The sequence below is a fragment of the Methylobacterium sp. CM6247 genome (genome assembly GCF_054817925.1).
The window spans coordinates 2,224,138-2,245,000 of record NZ_JBTXKX010000003.1 but is presented as its reverse complement, the minus strand read 5'-3'; the positions used below and the strand labels follow the sequence as shown (position 1 = coordinate 2,245,000).

Annotated in this window: 15 protein-coding genes (1 of these 15 cut by a window edge); 7 read left to right on the top strand and 8 right to left on the bottom strand. The window is 68.1% G+C overall.

The features are described from left to right. Positions 1-214 carry the 3' end of a peptidoglycan DD-metalloendopeptidase family protein gene (locus ACYQOP_RS11395; protein ID WP_461222428.1) on the top strand. The gene continues 1,865 nt to the left of window position 1, outside the view, so 214 of the gene's 2,079 nt are visible here — the last part of the coding sequence; the start codon falls outside the window, past its left edge; the stop codon is at positions 212-214. A gap of 131 nt (positions 215-345) precedes the next feature. On the opposite strand, the gene gluQRS is transcribed toward ACYQOP_RS11395, so the two are convergent. Genes gluQRS through ACYQOP_RS11380 form a run of 3 tightly spaced genes read right to left on the bottom strand, consistent with a single transcriptional unit; the run spans position 346 to position 3,602 of the window. After that, positions 346-1,212 (bottom strand): tRNA glutamyl-Q(34) synthetase GluQRS, encoded by an 867-nt coding sequence (gene gluQRS / locus ACYQOP_RS11390; RefSeq protein WP_461222427.1) that lies wholly within the window; start codon positions 1,210-1,212, stop codon positions 346-348. Beyond that, a complete protein-coding gene (locus ACYQOP_RS11385) occupies positions 1,209-1,499 on the bottom strand; it encodes a hypothetical protein (protein ID WP_207413166.1) in 291 nt (96 codons plus the stop codon). Before ACYQOP_RS11385 ends, gluQRS begins: the two co-directional genes overlap by 4 nt. Positions 1,500-1,547: 48 nt before the next feature. Then, positions 1,548-3,602: an ATP-binding protein gene (locus ACYQOP_RS11380; RefSeq protein WP_461222426.1), complete on the bottom strand. Its 2,055-nt coding sequence runs from the start codon at positions 3,600-3,602 to the stop codon at positions 1,548-1,550. 385 nt (positions 3,603-3,987) lie between these two features. On the opposite strand from ACYQOP_RS11380, the gene trpA reads away from it, so the two are divergent. The 4 genes from trpA to ACYQOP_RS11360 all read left to right on the top strand — a co-directional run bounded on the left by trpA (position 3,988) and on the right by ACYQOP_RS11360 (position 8,295). Next, positions 3,988-4,803, top strand: a complete 816-nt coding sequence (gene trpA, locus ACYQOP_RS11375; protein WP_207413164.1) for a tryptophan synthase subunit alpha — start codon at positions 3,988-3,990, stop codon at positions 4,801-4,803. A gap of 80 nt (positions 4,804-4,883) precedes the next feature. Then, the gene (gene accD / locus ACYQOP_RS11370; RefSeq protein WP_056429110.1) at positions 4,884-5,786 is read left to right on the top strand and encodes an acetyl-CoA carboxylase, carboxyltransferase subunit beta; all 903 of its coding nucleotides are present in this window, start codon (positions 4,884-4,886) and stop codon (positions 5,784-5,786) included. A 28-nt stretch (positions 5,787-5,814) separates the two neighbouring features. After that, on the top strand, positions 5,815-7,140 hold the full coding sequence (locus ACYQOP_RS11365; RefSeq protein ID WP_056429106.1) for a bifunctional folylpolyglutamate synthase/dihydrofolate synthase: 1,326 nt from the start codon (positions 5,815-5,817) through the stop codon (positions 7,138-7,140). A gap of 333 nt (positions 7,141-7,473) precedes the next feature. Beyond that, complete coding sequence (locus ACYQOP_RS11360; protein WP_461222425.1) at positions 7,474-8,295, top strand: outer membrane protein; 822 nt, start codon at positions 7,474-7,476, stop codon at positions 8,293-8,295. 172 nt (positions 8,296-8,467) lie between these two features. Here the strand turns inward: ACYQOP_RS11360 and trxA are convergent, their stop codons facing one another. Beyond that, the gene (trxA, locus tag ACYQOP_RS11355; protein WP_056429100.1) at positions 8,468-8,788 is read right to left on the bottom strand and encodes a thioredoxin; all 321 of its coding nucleotides are present in this window, start codon (positions 8,786-8,788) and stop codon (positions 8,468-8,470) included. 370 nt (positions 8,789-9,158) lie between these two features. Between trxA and ACYQOP_RS11350 the strand changes: the two genes are divergently transcribed. Continuing rightward, positions 9,159-10,433, top strand: a complete 1,275-nt coding sequence (locus ACYQOP_RS11350) for a PQQ-dependent sugar dehydrogenase (protein WP_461222424.1) — start codon at positions 9,159-9,161, stop codon at positions 10,431-10,433. Here ACYQOP_RS11350 and addA read toward each other — a convergent pair. Continuing rightward, the gene (gene addA, locus ACYQOP_RS11345; protein WP_461222423.1) at positions 10,423-13,893 is read right to left on the bottom strand and encodes a double-strand break repair helicase AddA; all 3,471 of its coding nucleotides are present in this window, start codon (positions 13,891-13,893) and stop codon (positions 10,423-10,425) included. The genes ACYQOP_RS11350 and addA overlap by 11 nt on opposite strands. Before the next feature lie 103 nt (positions 13,894-13,996). Here addA and dmeF point away from each other — a divergent pair, with 103 nt between their 5' ends. Next, positions 13,997-14,974, top strand: coding sequence for a CDF family Co(II)/Ni(II) efflux transporter DmeF (dmeF, locus tag ACYQOP_RS11340; RefSeq protein WP_461222422.1), 978 nt, complete (start codon positions 13,997-13,999; stop codon positions 14,972-14,974). 93 nt (positions 14,975-15,067) lie between these two features. Here the strand turns inward: dmeF and addB are convergent, their stop codons facing one another. From addB to tsaE, 3 genes are all read right to left on the bottom strand, one after another. Further along, positions 15,068-18,187, bottom strand: coding sequence for a double-strand break repair protein AddB (gene addB, locus ACYQOP_RS11335; protein WP_461222421.1), 3,120 nt, complete (start codon positions 18,185-18,187; stop codon positions 15,068-15,070). A 23-nt stretch (positions 18,188-18,210) separates the two neighbouring features. Beyond that, positions 18,211-18,954, bottom strand: coding sequence for a nucleotidyltransferase family protein (locus ACYQOP_RS11330; protein ID WP_461222420.1), 744 nt, complete (start codon positions 18,952-18,954; stop codon positions 18,211-18,213). Positions 18,955-19,118: 164 nt separating this feature from the next. Beyond that, entirely contained in the window at positions 19,119-20,723 is a 1,605-nt protein-coding gene (gene tsaE, locus ACYQOP_RS11325) for a tRNA (adenosine(37)-N6)-threonylcarbamoyltransferase complex ATPase subunit type 1 TsaE (RefSeq protein ID WP_156467804.1), read from the bottom strand. Between the last annotated feature and the right edge of the window lie 140 nt (positions 20,724-20,863).

Below are 20,863 nucleotides of genomic sequence, written 5' to 3'. Positions count from 1 at the left end.
CGGCTCCACCGGCCTCTCCACCGGTGCGCATCTGCATTACGAGGTCATCATCAACGGCCATTTCGTGGACCCGATGAAGATCCGCGTACCGCGCGGACGCGAGCTCGATGGGCGGATGCTCACCGAATTCACGCGCCAGCGCGAGCAGATCGACGGGACGATGCAGAAATCCCGTACCGGCGCCGCCATGGCCCAGAGCACGACCACGCGCTGATACCAGAGCTCGCTGAACCTGACTCATCGAGGTCTGCCCGCGCGACGGCGCGGCGGCTTTCATCCGCCGGACCTCACTGAACCCGACTTAAGGGTCGGGTTCAGTGAGACTTGGTATGAGGCGCCCTCGCCTCACGCGAATCCGAGTCGTCGTCGTATCTCCGCCGGCGTGACGCCCTGCCCTCTCAGATCGCCGAGGGATTCCGAGCCGCGCGATTTGGCGAGCTTCATTCCGTCCGGCCCGAGGACGAGGGCGTGGTGATGATAGGCCGGGCCGTCATAGCCGAGCAGAGCCTGCAGCAGGACATGCAGATCGGTGGAGGCGAACAGGTCCGCGCCGCGCACCACGTGGCTGATCCCCTGGACGGCGTCATCGATCACCACCGAAAGGTGATAGCTCGTCGGGACGTCACGGCGTGCGATCAGCACATCGCCCCAGCGGGCGGGATCGGCGACATGGCTCGTTTCCGCATGATCGGCATCGAGACAGCGAAAGCGATGCTGGCCGGGACTCCGCGTGAGAGCCTGCGCCATGTCGAGCCGCCAGCCATGCGGCAGGCCGGCGGCGAGGCGGGCCGCCCGTTCCTCGTGAGACAGGACGCGGCAGGTGCCGGGATACAGAGGCGCCCCGTCCGGATCGCGGGACGGTACAGGTCCGGCGGCTTCGATCACGGCGGCGCGGGAGCAGAAGCAGGGATAGGCGAGGCCGCGCGAACGCAGCCCCTCCAGAGCATGCCGATAGGCCGGGAGATGCTCCGACTGGCGCCGGACGGCACCGCTGAACCCGATCCCGAGCCAGGCGAGATCCTCCTCGATGGCGGCGATCAGTTCCGGGCGCGAGCGCACCGGATCGATGTCCTCGATCCGCAGGCAGAGGTCACCGCCGAGCCGCGCGGCGAATGTCTCGTTCACCAGGGCCGAGTAAGCGTGTCCGAGATGGAGCCGCCCGTTGGGACTCGGCGCGAACCGAAGGCGGGCTGGCACGGACGCTTCGCTCATCCCCCGGAATGGCGCAGGCACTGCTTTGCTTGCGGAACGCAGGCGATGCCGGGAAGGGAGCAGGCCGTCTCCTCGCCGTAACGCTGGCAGATTGTGCAGCCGTCGCTCCATTCGGCGCAGGATGCGTCGATGGCCGCCGCACCATGCCCGGAACGTCCGTGCGAAGCAGGCGCGAACGTGCCGATCAGGATTGTGACCACCACCGTTGCCGCCACGGCCCAGGCCACGAGACCATCCCGGTTCGACGGTGCCGAAGCATCGGGAGGAGGCGAGTTGGGTGCGTGCATGGCCCCGTGTTCGCTTGCTCGCCGCGCGCTGTCAACGCGAATTGCCGCTCAGGCCGCCGCGGCGGAACGGCGTTCGAGGAGAGCGGGCAAGGCCTTGAGGTCGAGGGGTTTTGCCAGGAATTCGTCGAACCCCGCCTCGCGCGCCGCCCGCTCGTCCTCGCGGCCGGTATTGGCCGTGAGGGCCACCAATCGAAGCGGAGCGCGACCATGCTCGGCCTCGCTGGCGCGCAGGCGCCGCGCCGTTTCCAGACCGTCGATCCCCGGCATGCGGATGTCGATGAGAGCGAGGTCGAACCGGGATGCGGGATGATCGAGCCGGGCCAACGCCTCGGACCCGTCCCGCGCCAGAACGACCGTGGCACCGAGACGCTCCAGCGCCCTCGTGGCCAGGAGTGCGTTGATCGGATTGTCCTCGGCGAGGAGCACGTGGATATGCGGGGCCGCGCGCGGGCTTTCCGTCGGTTCCGCTTCAGCGCTGGGACCCGAAATGGACGAGCCTGGATGCTCGATGGACGAGGTCGGCACGAGGAGCCTGTCGAACAGGGAGCGCGCCCGCACCGGCTTGATCAGATAGCTGTCGAAGCCGGCCGCCCCCGGCGCACCGAACTCGCGCCGATCGAAGGGGGAGAGCAGAATGAGGCTGCAGCGCACGCCCCGTCGCTTCGCCTCCGCCGCGAGCCTGCGCACGTTCTCGTCACCCAGCGCACGGTCGGCGATCACCGCGTCGAAGGGCACGCCGGACAGCGTATCGAGCCCGGCCTCGACATTCGCCACCACCACCGCCGACGCGCCGGACCGGGACAGCCGCCTTGCGAGGAACGGAGCCTGATAGGGCGAATCGGCGACGATCAGGATCTTGCGGCCCTGCAGCGACACCGTCGATGGTTCACTATCCGCCGGGACGCCGACGGGAAGGGGCAGGTGTACGGTGAAGATACTGCCACGGCCGATGACGGAATGCGCATCGATGCCCCCACCCATCCGCGTGACGAGGCGGCGGGTGATGGCGAGGCCGAGGCCGGTTCCCTCATGGCGGGTGCTGGCGCTGTTGTCGCCCTGCTCGAATTCCTCGAACAGAGCGGGGATGCGAGCCTCGGGAATGCCCGATCCCGTATCCGAGACCGCCAGGACGATGTCGGGGGCGGCCCACCGTATCGTGACGCCGACCCCGCCCTGATTGGTGAACTTGATCGCGTTGCCGGCGAGATTGACCACGATCTGCCGGATTCGGTCCGCATCCCCGATGAATTCGATAGGGACGTCGTCCGCCACGTCGATGGCGATCTCGATACCCTTGTCCTGCGCGCGGGGGGCGAGGAGCTCCACCACGCCCTCCACCACGGCGCGGAGATCGAACGGCTCCGCCGACAGGTCGAGGCGTCCTGCCTCGATCCGCGAGAAATCCAGGATGCCGTCGATGAGCGTCAGCAGGGCCCGGCCCGACGTCCGCACCGCCTCCACATAGGTCCGCTGCTCGGCATCGAGGCCGGTATCGAGGACGAGATCGGCCATGCCGAGGATCCCGTTGAGCGGCGTGCGGATTTCGTGGCTCACGGTGGCGAGGAAGCGCGACTTGGCGACATTGGCCGCCTCGGCCCGATGGAGCGCTTCATCGAGGGAGCGGGCGGACTCGATCCGCTCGGTGATGTCGGAGCCCGCCCGCAGCCATTGCGTGCGACCGCCGACACCGGTGACGCGCGTCTCGATGAAGGAGAACCAGCGTGGAATGCCGTCGACGGGGCGGACCTGCATCTCCACGCGGGTGACGCCGTCGGGATGCTGGTGGCGGACTCCCTGCTCCAGGATCTCGAGTTCGGCCGTCGAGCCGAGCAACGTCAGGGGCTCCACGCCGAAGAGACGCCCGAATCCGTCATTGGCGAATGTGATGCGCCCCTGCGCGTCCCGCTGGACGATGACGTCGGTGGTCGCCTCAACGAGGGCGCGGTAGCGCTCCTCGCTCTCCGAGATCCGCCAGATGCTGTCCTGAAGCCGCTCGATCTCGGTCGTGTCGGCGGCCGGTTGCCGCCGGGCGCGGGCAGCCGCGTAAATCGCGGCCATGGCCGCCAGCGGGATAAGGACGAGAACGACCTCCGGCGCGATCATCGACCTCTCCGTCCGGAAGCGTGGGCGGATCGCCGCCGGCCCGGACATGGCGCAGCGGGGCATCGTCGCCCATCGTCCCGCTCTCGCTCCATTCCGGTCCCTCGCATACCCCCTTGATCGCATGTGAGATTGAAGGACGACTTTCGAAAGGAGCTTAAGGCTTTCTTGCCGCGAAACGGAGCATCGCCCGATCCGCACCGGCGACGTCGTGGACGCATCGGATGCCGGCCGGCTCGACGCGTCGCGCTTCACGGGCAGGCCGCGATGGTGTAGGCGCGACGGCTTGTTCCTGGGCCGCCCCTCCCCCGAGGGTAGCCCGCGAGACGCAGGCACCATGACCCCTTCGCTGTCAGAGACTTCTTCGCACCCGGACGCCTCCGGCTCCATGCCGACCCGCATCGAGGCCACCTTCGCCCGCTGCCGCGCGGAGAAGCGCGCCGCCTTGGTGACCTACGTGATGGCGGGCGATCCCGATGCCGAGACCTCCTTGAAGGTGCTTCAGGCGCTGCCGGAGGCCGGCGCCGACATCGTCGAGTTCGGGCTCCCCTTCACCGACCCGATGGCCGATGGGCCGGCCATCCAGGCGGCGGCCTTGCGCGCCCTGAAGGGTGGACAGGACCTGGTCAAGACCCTCGGCCTCGTCCGTCGTTTCCGCGAAGGCAACACCGCCACGCCGGTCATCCTGATGGGATACTACAACCCGATCCACGCCTACGGCGTCGACCGCTTTCTCGACGATGCGGTCGCTGCGGGACTCGACGGGCTGATCGTCGTCGACCTTCCTCCCGAGGAGGATGACGAGCTCTGTCTGCCGGCTCTGGCGAAGGGCCTGGCCTTCATTCGGCTGGCGACGCCCACCACGGATGAGCGCCGCCTTCCCGCCGTCCTCGCGAACACGGCCGGCTTCGTCTATTATGTGTCGATCAACGGAATCACCGGCACGGCGACACCGGATTTCGGCCGGGTGGCCGAGGCGGTGGGCCGTATCCGCAATCATACGGAGTTGCCCGTCGTGGTCGGCTTCGGTGTTCGGACGGGCGTGCAAGCGGCCGAGATCGCCAAGGGCGCGGACGGGGTGGTCGTCGGGTCGGCTCTGGTCGACGTGGTCCACCGGGCCGTCGTGGATGGCCGGGACGCCGCCGGAGCGGTGAGCGCCCTCGTGCGCGAACTGGCCGAGGGCGTGCGCGGGCGTTCCGCCTGAGCGCTGCCCCGGACCGATAATTCCGCGAGCCGGTCTCCGGCTCATCCGAGACCCCTTCCCTCAAGAATGGTCAGTCGACGATGGTTGAACCCATGAACTGGATCTCGGAGGTCGTGCGCCCCAAGATCAAGACCCTGTTCAAGCGCGAGACCCCAGAGAACCTGTGGGTCAAATGCCCCGATAGCGGGCAGATGGTGTTCCATAAGGAAGTCGAGGGGAACCATTGGGTCATCCCGGGCTCCGAGCACCATCTGAAGATGAGCGCGCAAGCGCGCCTCAAGATGATGTTCGACGAGGGCACCTGGATCGACGTGCCGCTGCCGGAAGTGGCGACGGACCCGCTGAAGTTCCGCGACGAGAAGCGCTACGCCGACCGCCTGAAGGATGCCCGCGCGAAGACCGGGATGCCGGACGCCTTCAAGATCGGCTTCGGCCGGGTCTCGGGCCTGCCGATGACATTGGCCGTGCAGGACTTCGCCTTCATGGCCGGCTCCCTCGGCATGGCGGCGGGCGAAGCCTTCGTGCGGGGCGCCGAGACGGCCCTCGACAAGCGCACGCCCTACATTCTGTTTTCGGCCTCCGGCGGCGCGCGCATGCAGGAAGGCATCCTTTCGCTGATGCAGATGCCCCGCACCACGGTGGCGGTCCGTCGGCTGAAGGCGGCGAAGCTTCCCTATATCGTCGTGCTCACCAACCCGACCACGGGGGGCGTCACCGCCTCCTACGCCATGCTCGGCGATGTCCATCTCGCCGAACCCGGCGCCCTGATCTGCTTTGCCGGGCCTCGCGTCATCGAACAGACAATCCGAGAGAAACTGCCCGACGGTTTCCAGCGTGCCGAGTATTTGCAGGAACACGGAATGGTCGATCAGGTCGTGCATCGGCATGCCCTGAAGGATACGATCTCACGGCTCTGCGGTTTGCTGATGAACCAGCCCGCGGCGACACCGGCGCGCGCGGGCGCCGTTGCCGAACCGGCTTGAGCCCACGCGCGATACGGCGAGCCGATCCATGGATTCTTCCGACGCGCTGATGGCGCGCTTCCTGGCCCTTCATCCGCGTACGATCGATCTGTCCCTCGGGCGGATCGAGCGCCTGCTCGAACGGCTCGGACACCCTGAGCGCAAGCTGCCTCCGGTCATTCATGTGGCCGGCACCAACGGCAAGGGATCGACCATCGCTTTCATGCGGGCGATCCTCGAAGCCGGCGGTCTCGCAGCGCATGTCTATACCTCACCGCATCTCGTGCGATTCCACGAGCGTATCCGCATCGGCGCGGTGGGCGGCGGCAGCTACGTGCCCGAGGACCAGCTGGCCGACGCCCTGGCGCGCTGCGAGGCCGCGAATGCCGGCGAACCGATCACGGTGTTCGAGATCACCACGGCCGCGGCCCTCCTCCTGTTCTCGGAAGCTCCGGCGGACGTGCTCCTGCTCGAAGTGGGCCTCGGCGGGCGTGTCGACGCCACCAACGTGATCGATCGTCCGGCGGCGGCCGTCGTCACGCCGATCGGCCGCGACCATGCGGAATATCTCGGCGATACCGTCGAGGCGGTGGCGACGGAGAAGGCCGGCATCTTCAAACGCGGCTGCCCGGCAATCATCGCCGCCCAGGATTACAAGGAAGCGGATTCGGTCCTCTGCCGCTTCGCCGAAGAGATCGGCGCCACGCCGATCCGGGTCGGCAACCAGGATTTCTCCGTCCATGCCGAGCGCGGTCGGATCGTCTACCAGGACGAGCTCGACCTGTTCGACCTGCCGCAGCCCCGGCTCAACGGACGTCATCAATTCACCAACGCCGCCACGGCGATCGCCGCCCTGCGCGCCGCGGGATTCGGCGATATCGGCGTCGAGGCCATCGAGACCGGTCTGAACAAAGTCGAGTGGCCGGGTCGCCTGCAGCGCCTCAACCGCGGCCGCCTCGCCGACATGGCACCGGCCGGCGCGGAACTCTGGCTCGACGGCGGCCACAATATCGACGGCGGCCGCATTCTCGCGACCGCGATGGCGGATCTCGGCGAGCGCAGCGACGTGCCGCTAGTCCTGGTGGCGGGCCTGCTCGGCACGAAGGACGCGGAGGGATTCCTGCGAAACTTCGTCGGGCTGGCGCGTGGTCTGATCGCGGTCCCGATCGGAGGTCAGATGGCGGCACGCCCCGCCGAGGAGGTGGCGCAGATCGCCGCCGATGTCGGCCTCACCGCCTATGTGGCCTCCAGCGTCGAGGCCGCCCTGGAAAGCCTCGCCGACTTCGCCTTCGAGCAGCCGCCGCGCATCCTCATCTGCGGCTCGCTTTATCTCGCGGGCAACGTCCTGACCGCCAACGGTACGCCCCCGACCTGATCGCGCCGGTGGATTCGTCGCCGGCTCGGGCGTTCGTCGCGATTGCGAAGTCCGGCGAACCCTCCGGCGGGATCGTCGCCAGCTTCCGACAGGGTTAAAACATCGTTTTTCTTGGACAACCGCCGCGATCGAGAGTCTCGGGCGCCGATGCGGCGTGACGGAGACAACGTCTGTCCTTATTGTCCTTCGCCGAAGCCCCGAAACGATCCCCGCTTTTCACCGAAGCAGCCACACTTGTGGCATCGGGCATTGGGTGTGGCTCCTGCGCTACATCTCAGCTGCCCAAAATCGACTAGTTTGATTGTGGATCGGGCAACTCGCTGGGGATCAACGATGAAAAAGCTTCTTACCTCTTTCGCGGCCTTCACGGCCCTCACGGCAGCGGCCACCGCCGCCGACCTTCCGCGTCGCGCTGCACCGCCGGTCTTCGTGCCGGTGCCGGTGTTCACCTGGACCGGCGCTTACTTCGGTATCAACGCCGGTTACGGCTTCGACGCCGGCAGCAACAGCGATCGCTTCGTTCTTCCGGGCGGTTCGGTGCTGAACTCGTTCACCCGTGACACGCTGGTTCTCACCACCAACAACAACAGCAACCTCGAAGGCTTCGTCGGCGGTGGTCAGGTTGGCTACAACTACCAGTTCACGCCCGGTTCGGGTCTGGTCGTTGGTCTCGAGGCTGACGCTCAGTACACCGACTTCGGCAACAAGAGCCGGATCGTAAACGGTAGCATCACTAATGGTGTCGACACCGCTGGCGTCCGGGTTCGCCTTCCCGGCAACGAGATGAACTTCTTCGGCACGGTTCGTGGCCGCGTCGGTTACGCCTTCGACCGCGTTCTGTTCTACGGCACCGGCGGCTTCGCTTATGGCGATGGCGGCACCGGCCGTGATGACTTCCGCACCGGCTATACCGCTGGTGGCGGTATCGAGTACGCTCTCCCCGTCGACTCGTTCCTGAACTTCTTCCGTTCGTCAGCCGTGACGCTCAAGGTCGAAGGTCTCTACGTGAACCTCGAGAACAAGGGTAACGCCACCGAGCGCTCGGTGCTGAACCCGGACAACGGCGTCCTTTCGCTCAGCCGTTCGGTCACGGCTCGTGAGTCCGAGTTCGCTGTCGTCCGCGCCGGTCTGAACTACAAGTTCGGCTCGTACTAAGCCGATACGTCGCAACGTCGACACAGGTCTCGAAACGGAGAAGCCCGGCCTTTATGGCCGGGTTTTTTCGTTTCCGAACCACGGCAAGCACCGGCCGATGCGCTCCACCGGACATAAAAAAAAGCCCGGCCATGAACGGCCGGGCTTTTTCTCGAAAGCTTAGCGCGTACGCTCAGGCGCTGGCCTGGATCCAGCGGGACAGATCGCCCTTCGGAGCCGCACCGACCTTCTGGCTCGCGAGCTCACCGCCCTTGAAGATGAGAAGGGTCGGAATCGAGCGGATGCCATATTTGGCGGCAATGCCGGGATTCTCGTCGACATTGACCTTGGCGATCTTCACCCGGCCTTGCATGTCAGCGGAGATTTCTTCGAGAGCCGGGCCGATCTGACGGCAGGGGCCGCACCATTCCGCCCAGAAATCCACGACCACGGGCTCGACGGACTTGAGAACGTCCTGCTCGAAGCTCGCGTCGGTCACTTTTACCGTCGCCATCACGATCCCTTTCACATTCCACGGGCGGCGCGACATCGCCTGCGCCAGCTTGAGAACGAGAGTTGGCGACGTGAACCGGGACGGTCAAGGCGTAAGATGCCCAAGGCGGGACAGCCGTCCGATTCCCGCATGCATCATCCACCGATGTTCGACCCGGCGGGATGTGGGGCGCATGAATCACGTTGCCCCTCGCCAAAGCCATCGCCTCGCCCCATCTCACCCTGTGATCGGCGATCCTTGAGGCGAGCGTTCCATCACGCACGCCCCTATGAAGCCGGTGCGAGATGAGTTCGGCCGCCGTCCGGCGATCGAGCTTCGCAACAGGCCAAGAGCTGGTTTCCTGAAAGCCGGCCATGGAGGATATCACCACGTGACGCGCATCTCTCCGACCTTGCTTGCCTCCTTCGCCGCCCTGAGCCTCGGCACCGGTGCGTTCGCCCAGGATGGCAATTCCGGAACGCCTCAGCCGAGGATCGGAGGCGAGTCCTTCGCGGCGCCCCAGCACGAGGCCAAGGGGGGAGAGCCCGCCGAAACGGAACCCGCCAACACCACCTACAAGCCCCTGCTTCCCAACCAGACCCGTGCGCCGAAGCCCCTCGAGGCCACCAAGGTTCAGAGCGCCGTCGTCGCCAAGGGCCTCGACAGCGCCTGGGCCATGGAGTTCCTGCCGGATGGCCGCATGCTGGTCACGGAGAAGGCCGGCAAGCTGCGCATCGTCGCCAAGGACGGCACGCTCGGCCAGCCCATCGCCGGCGTTCCGAAGGTGGACGCGCGAGGCCAGGGCGGTCTCCTCGACGTGGCGCTGAGCCCGAGCTTCGTCTCCGACCGTCTCATCTATTTCAGCTATTCCGAGCCGCGCGATAAGGGCAACGGAACGACGGTGGCCCGCGCCAAGCTGATCGAGGAGAAAGATGGCGGCCGTCTCGACGCCCTGAAGGTCATCTTCCGCCAGACGCCGTCCTATGAGGGCGACAAGCATTTCGGCTCCCGCCTCGTCTTCGCGCCGGACGGCAAGCTGTTCGTCACCGTCGGCGAGCGCTCGGACAAGGGACCTCGCGTCCAGGCCCAGGACCTTACCAGCGGCCTCGGCAAGGTCTTCCGCATCGACACCGACGGGAATGCACCGAAGGACAACCCGTTCACGGGTGGTGAGAAGGCCAAGCCCGAAATCTGGTCCTACGGGCATCGCAACGTGCAGTCCGCGGCCCTGGATGGGCAGGGACGCCTCTGGACCGTCGAACACGGGCCGCGCGGCGGCGACGAGCTCAATCGTCCCCGGCCCGGATTGAATTACGGCTGGCCGGAAGTGACCTACGGCATCGAGTATAGCGGCGAGAAGATCGGCGAAGGTAAGACCCAGGCGGGCGGCACCGTCCAGCCGGTCTATTACTGGGATCCGGTCATCGGCCCGTCCGGGATGGCACTCTATAACGGCACCCTGTTCCCGGCCTGGAAGGATGCCTTCCTCGTCGGCGGCTTGGTGAGCGGCGGCATCGTCGCCTTGAAGCTCGACGGCGACAAGGTGGTGACCGAGGAGCGCATCCCCCTCGATCACCGCATCCGCGACGTGAAGGTCGCCAGCGATGGGTCGGTCTATGCCGTGACGGACGGCCCGGACGGACAGATCCTCAAGCTCACGCCTTGATGCCGGGCTGAGCCGGACGATTCGACAGCGAGGCGAGCGCCGCCGAAATGGTGGGCTCGCCGAGATGGCGGATGACCGGCCCCGAGGTCCAGACCAGCAGCGCCTCGACGGGACGTCCCGGATAGATGTCCCGTAGGAGTGCCACATAGAGTGCGACCTGCGCCGCCTCGTCGCCCGGAACCGGGGCGCGATCAGGCGGTGGTCGGCTCGTCTTGAAATCCGCGAGCACGATCCTGTCGGGGCGGATGCTCAGGCGGTCGATCCGTCCGAAGACCGCCCGGTCTTCGCCGCCGACGCTGACGCGTCCCGAGACCGCGACTTCAGCCCTCGCATCGCTGGCGAAGAGTGCCTCCAGGGCAGGATCCTCCACCAGTCGCAGGACGTCCCTCACCAACCTTTCCTGTTCCGCCACCGAGAGAGACGGCGCCCGTGCCTTGACGAAGGCGGAGGCAGCGCTCGCGCGCTGATGCCGCTCGAGGCGGGGAAGGTGTTCGATCAGCGAGTGAATGAGGATACCGCGGCGGCGGGCATGCGGGTTCGCCTGCCGACGCGGCAGCGTGCGCTGCCCATCCGCCGCTCCGAGTGCGCCGGAGGGATTGAGCGGCGGCGCGACCTCGACCTCGCTGCGCGCCACTTGTCGCAACCATGGGGGAATCGACGAGATCGCCTCATCACCCGCAGAGGACCGGGCGGCGACGGGTTCCGCTGTGCCCTCGCGCCAAAGGAGCGCGGGGCCGTAACTGGTCTCGATGGATTCGCCTGCCCCCAGGACCTGTTCCAACCCCTTCCGCACCATCTCGCACCAGGCATTCTCGCCCTGCTCCTCATGGCCGCGATAGGGCGCGATGGTGAGGCGGTCCGCGGCGCGGGTCAGGGCCACATAGAGGAGACGGTTGTGCTCCTCGCGGGCACGGGCCTGATGCTCCGCCCGGGCGGCGGCGACGGCCTGCGTATCCTGCGACTTCGACCCGGCCCAGACCGGCGGCAGGGCTTGGCCGCGCACGCCCGGCATGGCGAGGAGTTGCGGATCGTTGCGCCCGAGCGGCTCGCATCCGTCGATCATCACCACGACGGGTGCTTCGAGCCCCTTGGCGCCGTGGATCGTCATCACCCGGACCTCGTTGCGACCGGATTCGAGGTCGCGCTTGACGGTGAGGCCGTTGACGCCGCGCCCGGGAGTGATGTCGTAACGGGTGAGGAAGCAATCGAGGGACGGAGCCTCGGAGGCCTGCTCGGCCTCGGCCGCCTTCATCAGGAACACGTCGATGGCGTCCCCTGCCTCGCCACCGAGGCGGGATACCAGCCGCATCCGTCCTTCATGCGGCCCGAGTAGGCTCGCGTAGAACCCGAACGGCCCGTGCCGGACCGCCAGGTCGATCCACAATGTGAGGGCCGCATGCCCGCGTCTCGCGGCCGGATCGCCCGCTTCGGCGTGGCGGGCCAGGGCATCCTCGAGCGTCTCCGCCTCCTCGCGGCCGGCGGCGATGCGAACGAGGTCGTCGTCGTCGAGCCCGACCAGCGGCGTCTTCAGGGCGCCGGCCAGGGTGAGATCGTCGGCCGGCAGCAACCCCGCCCGGCCGATGGAGACGAGGTCGTTCACCGCGATATGGGCGGTGATGTCCAGGCGGTCCTGGCCCGCCACGGGCACACCGCAGAGCTTCAGGGCGCGGATCACCTCCTCGAACGCCGCCGAGCGCTTGCGCACCAGGACGAGTACGTCCCCGGGACGCCAGACGCGGCCGCCCTCGTCCCCGGTGGTGGTCCAGGCCTTCACCGCCCGCGCCACCCGGCGGGCGGTGACGATGGACGGCGCGTTGGCTTCGGGGGCGTCCACCGGTGCCGCCCAGGCATCGGGCTCCTCTTCCTCGGCGGGCACTTCCACCGGCCAGATCTCGACCACCCCCGGCGCGTCCCGCCGGGCCGTCTCATGCGTGGTGCCCACGGCGGCATCGTCGAAGGACAGGCCCTGGTAATGTTCGGGCACGGCGAAGGTGGCGTCCACCGCGCGGAGGATGCCCTTCGTCGAGCGGAACGACAGGTTCAGCGTCACGTCCTCGAAGGGCAGACCGGCCTGCTCGGAGGCCGTGCGCCATTCACGATGCACGGTCGAGAATTCGCGTGGTTCGGCGCCCTGGAAACTGTAGATCGATTGCTTGGGGTCACCCACCGCGAAACGGGTGCGAAGAACCTCGCGGGCGCCCTCGCCGCTGGCGAAATCGGCGGTGATGCGGCGCAGGATATCCCATTGGCGCGGATTGGTGTCCTGGGCCTCGTCCACCAGGACGTGATCGATGCCGCGATCGAGCTTGTACAGGACCCAGGTCGCATCGACCCGCGAGAGCAGATCGAGGGCCTTGTGGATGAGGTCGTCGAAATCGAGGGCGCCGAGCCGCGCCTTCTGGCTCTCCACCCGGCGGTGGATCTCCGAGGCTAGGACGAAAAGGGCCTGTGTCCGCTCCAGCGCCCGCGCCGCGCGGAGCGTATCGAAGAGCGGGTCGAGCCTGTCACGCTCGGCGAGAAGGGCCTCCTTGACCTCGGCGGGGACATCCTTGGTGCCGAGGCTCTTGTCGGCTTTGGGCGTCCCCTTCTCGGTGAAGAAGACCGAACGGTAGAGATCGAGCTTCTCAGTGGGGTCCTTCGCCGCCTCGGCGGCCACGAGCTTGTCGGCCAGCCCCTCATCGGTGGATTTTCCCGTGCGCAGGCGCTGCGCCAGCTCGCTCCACTGGTCGAGCCCCCCGGTGAGCATCCGCTCCAGGATCGATTCCGCGGTGTCGGCGGCGCGCAGGCCCAGGGCCTCGGACAGGGCCGCGACCGGCGCGGCGAGCCCGTCGGATCCGTCGAACAGGGCGCGTGCCCGCATCGCCGCGCGCAGGACCGAGCGCAGGGTGTCGCCCGTGGCCTCCGGCCCGACGCGGTCCCAGGCCGCACGGAGTTCGGGGTTCCTCGCCGTCATCGCCAGGGCGAGCACCCTGTCGGTCTCGGCGGCGAACATGTCGGAGGCCTGGTTCTCGTCCAGCACCTGGAAACGGGCGGGAACGTTGGCCTCGAACGGGAACATGTGCAGCAGACGCTCGCACAGGGCGTGCAGGGTCTCGATCTTGAGGCCGCCCGGCGTTTCGACGGCACGGGCGAACAGGCGCCGCGCCACTTTCAGCAGACGGCGGGCGGGCGGTTTGCCGGTCAGTTCGGTGAGTTCGGCCGTCAGCGCGGCATCGTCGAGGGTGACCCAACGCCCGAGGGTGCGGAACACCCGGATCGACATGTTCGCGGCGGCGGCCTTGGTGAAGGTGAGACACAGGATGCGTGCCGGCGGCGCGCCGTTCAGCAGGAGTCTCACGACGCGGTCGGTGAGAACCTTGGTCTTTCCCGCCCCCGCATTGGCGGAGACCCAGGCCGAGGCAAGGGGATCGGCGGCGCGGCGCTGGCTCGCCTTGGTGAGATCGTCGACGACGAAGGGCAACCTGTCTGCTCCGGGCTTGGCTCCGTCTCTTCATAGAGAAGGATGATCGCCCCGCCAAAGCACCCTATGTTCGGCGGGACGATTCTTTCAGGGCACCCCGTTCATGCACAGCCACAGCATCGAGACCTGGCGGCACCGCCACGATTTCCTCGGGACATCGCATGCGCGCAACGAGCGCCGGACCGTTCTCGTCGTCGGCCTCACCCTGGCGATGATGGTGGCCGAGATCGTGGGCGGGACGATCTTCGGCTCGATGGCCCTCACCGCCGACGGCTGGCACATGTCCACCCACGCGGCGGCGCTCGGTATCGCGGCCCTGGCCTATCGCTTCGCCCGTCTTCATGCCGACGACCCGCGCTTCGCCTTCGGCACCGCCAAGCTCGGGGATTTGTCCGCCTTCGCCAGTGCCATCATCCTCGCCATGATCGCGCTGGCCATCGGCTACGAGAGTCTCACGCGCCTCGGCAATCCTCAGGCCATCGCCTTCGGCGAAGCCCTGCCGATCGCGATCCTCGGCCTCCTCGTGAACCTCGCCAGCGCCTGGCTGCTTCACGGCGACGGGCACGACCACGGACATCACCACGATCACGATCACGGCCACGCCCATCACGAGGGGCACGGCCATGCCGATCACGGGGATACAAACTTACGGGCGGCCTATGTCCACGTCCTGGCCGATGCGCTGACATCGGTGCTGGCCATCGCCGCCCTGCTGGCGGGCCGCTATCTCGGCATCGCCTGGCTCGATCCGGCCATGGGCCTGGTCGGCGCGGCGGTGATCGTCGCATGGTCCTGGAGCCTGATCCGCTCCGCCGGCGCGACATTGCTCGATGCGGTGCCGGACCGGAATCTCGCCCACTCCGTGCGGACGCGGCTGGAAACGAACGGCGACACGATCACCGATCTCCACCTCTGGCGCCTCGGCCCCGGCCATACCGGGCTGATCGTCTCGCTGGTGTCCGACCACCCGCAGGCACCGGCGGCGTACAAGGCGAAGCTCGCCGATCTGGAAGGGCTCTCGCACATCACCGTGGAGGCGAATCTCTGCCCGAACCATGGGGCGGAACGGATTCCCGCTTAGACGCACTCCCCGCGATTCGCGGATTTCCTCGGGTGGGACATCAAAGCACCCTCGATCGTCTCGGGTCCGCATTCTCGGGAAGGAAGGACGTCCTCACCCCTCGCCTTCCCCGGCCAGCGACCATTCCAGCACGCGGGCGAGGTGGTCGTAATCGCCGTAGGACCTGGCATATTTCGGGTAGGGTCGTGAGACATAGGCCGCCTCCCCCGCCATGAAGCGGGCGACGAGACCGCGAAACCGCCGCTCATGCTCCTCGACGATGGCGTCCAGGGTGCGCGGGTCGCCGCGCGGCGGCTTGACGGCGAGCGGCTCGAACGGCTTCCGGCCGCCGGTGGCATGGACGTAGAGCAGGTCCGGCGTCTCTCGGGTCCGCGTCACGCCGTCGAACGCGCCGGCCTTCAGCATCGCCGCTTCCAGGGTGAGCTGGGGTGAGAAACCGGCGAAGACCTCTTTGTTGCTCGGCGGCTGTCCGGTCTTGAAATCGACGATGCAGGCGGTTCCGTCGCGACGCTGCTCGATCCGGTCGGCCCGCCCGCGAAGCGTGAACGTGTCCTTGCCCATGGGAAGCGCCCAGCGGCCGAACATCTCGGCCCGCACCCGGTCCAGGGCCGGACGGCGCTCGGTCTCCCAGTCCAGGAACTCGGCGGCGAGGCGCTCGTAGCGCGGCCACCATTCGGCGTAGAGTTCCGGGAAGTCCTGCCGAATCTCGGCGAATTCGTCATCGGCGAGGGCGCGCAGACGCTCTGCCGCGTCCTCCGGCAGGATGTCGGGATAGGTCTGCGCGAAATCGCCGAGCACCGCGTGGATCAGCGTTCCGCGCTCGCTGGCGCCGGGGCGGCCAGTAACGGGTTCCAGCGGATCGAGCCCGAGCACGTGCCGGGCGAAGATGATGTAGGGGTCGCGCACCAGGGTCTCGACCTCGGTGACGCTGAGGCTCCGGGGGAACAAGGCCGGGTCGGGCTTCGGCTTCGGCTGGGTCAGGCGCGGGGGGACTGGCCCCTCCCCGCGGTCGAGCGCTCCGGCATAGCCGAGGAAGCGCCGGCCGTTCTCGCGGGCACGGTCCCAGCAGGCCTCGCCGGCGAAGGCTTGAAGCCGTTGGATGAAGCGCGACGGCACCGTCGGCGCCCCTTCGCGCTTGGCCGAGCGGGTGATGACGGCATCGTGGCAGCCGAGCGCCTGCACGAAATCATGGGCGGTCTGCCCGATCCGCCGCTCGGGCGGATTGAGGCCGATGCGCTCGCGCATGGGCCGGTTGAGGAACGCATCGGTGACGGTCTTCATCGGCCAGACGCCTTCGTCGAGCCCGCCGAGAACGATGCGGTCGGCATCGAGCAGTCGGGCTTCGAGGAGGCCGAGGATGCGCAGGCGCGGATGGGGGCGCTCGCCGCCGCAGGCCACCACCCGCTCGCGCGCCAACGCCGTGAAGAAAGCCGGATAGTCGAGGGGCATTCCCGGCAGGAGGCCGGGCTCCGAGGTGGACAGGTCGTCGAACAGGGTATCGAGGACACAGAGCGAGTTGTCCTCCACCGGGTCCTCGCCCTCGGGCCGGGCGATCAGGCGTTCGAACACCGCCGCATGGCTGCGCCCCAGGGCCACCAGATCGGCGCTCCCCTCCTCCTCGGAGCGAAGGAATCCGTCGAACGCCTGTTCGAGGCCATCGACGATCCGGGCCGCCAGGTCCCAATCGATGTCGGTGAGGCGGCGCTGGGCGCGGGGGATGCGTCCCGTCGCCTTTCGCCGGTCGGCGAGCACACGACGCAAGCCGTCGAATCCCGGAGCCGGTGCCGGCCCTCGCAGGGCTCCGATCTCGAGGGCGGCCGCGCCGCGCCGGACCTCCTCCCGCGTCATCGACAGGTGGACCAGCGGATGCGCCAGGAGTGAGATCACCCGATGCGGCTTCAAATCCGCCGCCATCTCGGCCGCCATGCGCGCCAGACGCCCGGCCGGGCTGACGGAGAGCGCCTCGCCGGCCGAATCCTCGGCGACGATGCCCCAGCGCGCGAGTTCGGCCGCCACCCGTATGGCGAGGTTGCGGTCGGGGGTGACGAGGGCGGCGGTGGCGCCGGGCGTCTCCAGCGTCTCGCGCAGCGCGATGGCGGCGGCGAGGGCTTCTTCGCGCTCGTCGGCCGCCTCGATCACCGCGATGCCCGCCATGCCGGTCTCGGCGGTCTCGCGCCGTTCATCGGCGGTGAGGTCCGACCAGGCGTCGGTGGTCTCGGCCGGGCGCAGGGCCTGGGACAACAGGGCCGTCCGTGCTCGGCCGTGTGGCGTCGCTTGTCCGAGAGAGGCGATCGCGCCCCGGTCGAGATCGAGGCAGCCGGGGCCGAGGAGGCGATGCAGGATGGCCTGCGGATGGCCGTGGGCGATCTCACGCTCCGCCCCCTCCCCCGTCTCGATGGCGTTCCAGCCCGACTCGTCGAGATCGAGATCGAGACCGGGCAGCACCACCGCGCCCCTCGGCAGGGCAGCGATGGCGGCGATCAGCTTGGCTGTCGCCGGCACCGACCCTGTGGAGCCCGCGATGATGACTGGATCCGCAGGCTTGTCGCGCCGCAGCCGCGTCGCCTCCGCGAGGATGAGGGTGCGCGAGCGGGCCACCGGATCGCTCAAGGCGCGGTCGTGCAGGATCTTGAGCCAGTTCTCGGCTGCGATACGCACGAAATCCAGGGTCAGGCCAAAATACTGCGAGTACTCGGCCTCCACCGCCCCGGCGATCTCGGTCCAGGGCACACCCTCCACGGTGAGGGCGTCCATCAGCTTTTCGAGATCCGAGGCGAGATAGACCGCATCCGCCGGCGAGGAGGGGACGACGAAGGGGACATCGTCGCCCATGGGGAGAAGTTTGCGATCGATGGTCTCGGCCCAGGCCTGGACGAGGCGGGCGAGAATCAGCCGGCGTTCCAGGGGCGGCATCGCCGGGGCGAGTTGGTCGGCGCCGTCTTCCAGCAAGGGGTTCGCGGCGACGTCGAGTTCGGCCTCGTCCGCCTCGCCCAACGGGATCAGGCGTGGCAGCAGCGCACTGCCGACCCGCTCCGCCAGGATCGCGGAGAGCGCCCGCGTGGCGCGTCGCGTGGGGAGATAGAGGGTGACGCTGGCAAGGGCGAAGGGATCGCCGGAGACATTCCCCACGAGCTGACCGGAGATCAGCGCCTCGGCGAGGGTCGGCAGGAAAGGGGCGCTGGGCGGGATCGTGAAGACGTGGGACTCTGTCATTCCGTCAGTCCGATCGGTTCGCGTCACTGTACCTGCGCGCTCGCCTTCACCCGCGCCTCGGCGGCCTCGATCGCCTCCGGGGTTCCGACATGGAGCCATTGGCCGTCGAGGCGCAGGCCGAACAGCCGCTCCCTCTCGATGGCGCGGTCGAACAGCAGGTTGAGGGAGAACGAACCTTCCGGCGTGTCGGCGAAGAGCTCCGGCTTGAGGATGGCGACACCGGCATAGATGAAGGGCGCCACCTCGCGCTCGCCGCGACGCTGGAGCGCGCCACCGGCATTCATCACGAAATCACCCTTGCCCTCGTAGCCGAGGCTCGTCGCCGTCGGCGCGACGAGGAGCAGGATGTCCATCCGCTCCGGCTCCCAGGTTTCGAGGAGACGGCCGAGATTGGGCTTGGGCCCTTCGAGCCAGAACGAATCCGAATTGAGCACGACGAAGGGAGCGGCGCCGAGTAGCGGCAGCGCCTTCTTCACGCCGCCTCCGGTCTCGAGCAGCGCCTCGCGCTCATTGGAGATCCGGATCGCCGGAGCGGTGCGGCGGCGGGCCAGATGCCCTTCGAGCAGGTCGGCGAGGTAGTGGACGTTGACCACCGCATCCATGATGCCGGCTTCCGCCGCCCTGTCCAACGCGTGGTCGAGCAGGGCACGGCCGGCCACTTCGACCAGCGGTTTGGGCACCGTCGCCGTGATCGGACGCATGCGCTTGCCGAGGCCGGCGGCAAGGACGAAGGCCTGATTGATGGCGGGCACGGGGCTGTCGGACATTCCGTCGGCGTCTCGGGCGCGAGGGCTGTGGCATCGTCCCGGATGAGACATCCGGGGCGATGATCGCGAAGCACCAGCGGGTGCGGCGGCATCGTGGGGAACTCGCTCCCCGGGTCAAGCCCGAAAGCGCGGCCCCACCCCCCGGCTATCGGGCGGGAGCTACGTCAGGCCTCGCCTTCGTCCGGAGCCGCCTCGCTCACGAGATGCGGCAGGTGCTCCTGGTGCCAGAGGCGCAGGCGGGTGAGCGCCGGATGGGCGAGATTGCGGGCGAGATAGCCCTCGATCCGCGGCAGATGCGCGAGATAGGCCGGCTTGCCGTCCCGCTTGTCGAGGCGAGCGAAGATGCCGAGGATCTTGGTGGCGCGCTGCGCCGCCATCACCGCATAGGCTCGCGCGAAGCCCTGCATGTCGAAATCGGGCTCGCGGTTGCGCCGCTCGCGCACATAGAGGCCGAGCAGGCGCAGCTCGAAATCCGCCGTGGCGTCGACGCGGGCGTCCTGCAGCAGCGAGGCGAGATCGTAGGCCGGGTGGCCGAGGACGGCATCCTGGAAGTCGATGACGCCGATGCGCTCCAGCCCCTCGCGGTCGGGCAGCCAGATCAGGTTCGGCGAATGATAGTCGCGCAGGGTCCAGGTCGGACGCTCCGGCTCGACCCCGCGCAGGACCTCGGCCCAGAGCGCCACGAATTCGGAGCGGGCGGGCGTGGGCAGCGAGGCACCCCGCACCGAGGGGCAGTACCAGTCCGGTAGGAGTTCGGTCTCGAACAGCAGGGCTTCGAGATCGTAGGGCGGCAGGACGTGGTCGATGCCGTCGGCGACGGGGAGAACCCCGGGAAGCTCGGTGGCATGGAGCTTGGCCAGGAGGCGCACCGCCTCGGCGTAACGCTCGGGGCGCGGCCCGTTGGCATCCACCACCGGTTCCGAGCCGAGATCCTCGATGATGAGCAGGCCTTCGTCGAGATCCTCGCCGTAGATGCGGGGCGCCGAGAAGCCGAGGGCGCGGAGGCCACGGTCGACGCCGACGAAGGCGTGGACGCTCTCGGCGAGCTTGACGATGGCGCTATAGGGCTTGCCGTTGCGCACCGGCGGGCCATCGGGCCGGGCCGGGGAAATCATCAGCACGGCCTTGGTCCCGTCCGGCTTCACCAGACGCTCATAGAGCCGGGAGGACGCATCACCCTGCATGAGGATGCGTTCCGCCTCGTCCCAGCCGCTGCGGTCGAGCAAAGCGCGCAGGGCGCGGGCGCGCTTCATGCGGGCGCGCATCTCGCCCTGGCCGTCGATGCGGGCCAAACGCGAGCCCTCCCCGAATTCCGGCCGCAGCGACAGGTCCACGGTCAGGATCGGGCCATCGCGCTGACCGAGGCGCTCGGGCCATTCCACCAGGGTGATCGCCGTATCGGTCATCTCGTCGAAGCCGAGCTCCACCAACTCGTCCGGACCGCGCAAGCGATAGAGGTCCGCATGGACGATCTGCCGGCCATTCTTCGCTTCGTAAGGCTGGATCAGGGTGAAGGTCGGGCTCGGCACTTCGAGTTCCGGATCGCCCGTGAGTTCGCGGATCAACGCCCGCGCCAGGGTGGTCTTGCCGCCACCGAGCCCTCCGGACAGCGCGACGATGTCGCCCGGCTGCAGGAATTCGGCGAGGAAGCGGCCGAGATCCTCCGTCGCGCCCTCGTCGGGAAGGACAAAGGCCCAGGCGGGTTTGGTCTCGCGCCGGGTCTCGCCCGAACCGTCCTCACTCACCGCCACATCCTCCGTCCGCGCCATTCGCTAGACCGCCTCGACGCCGGACCATGGAATGGCCGGGACGCAAGGCGAGCAGCTCATCTAACGCGGGCATCCTTAAACAAAATCGTCACGCACCCTAAGGGGTGCCGCGCGTCCGGGCCAGCGGCGCAATCCGCGCG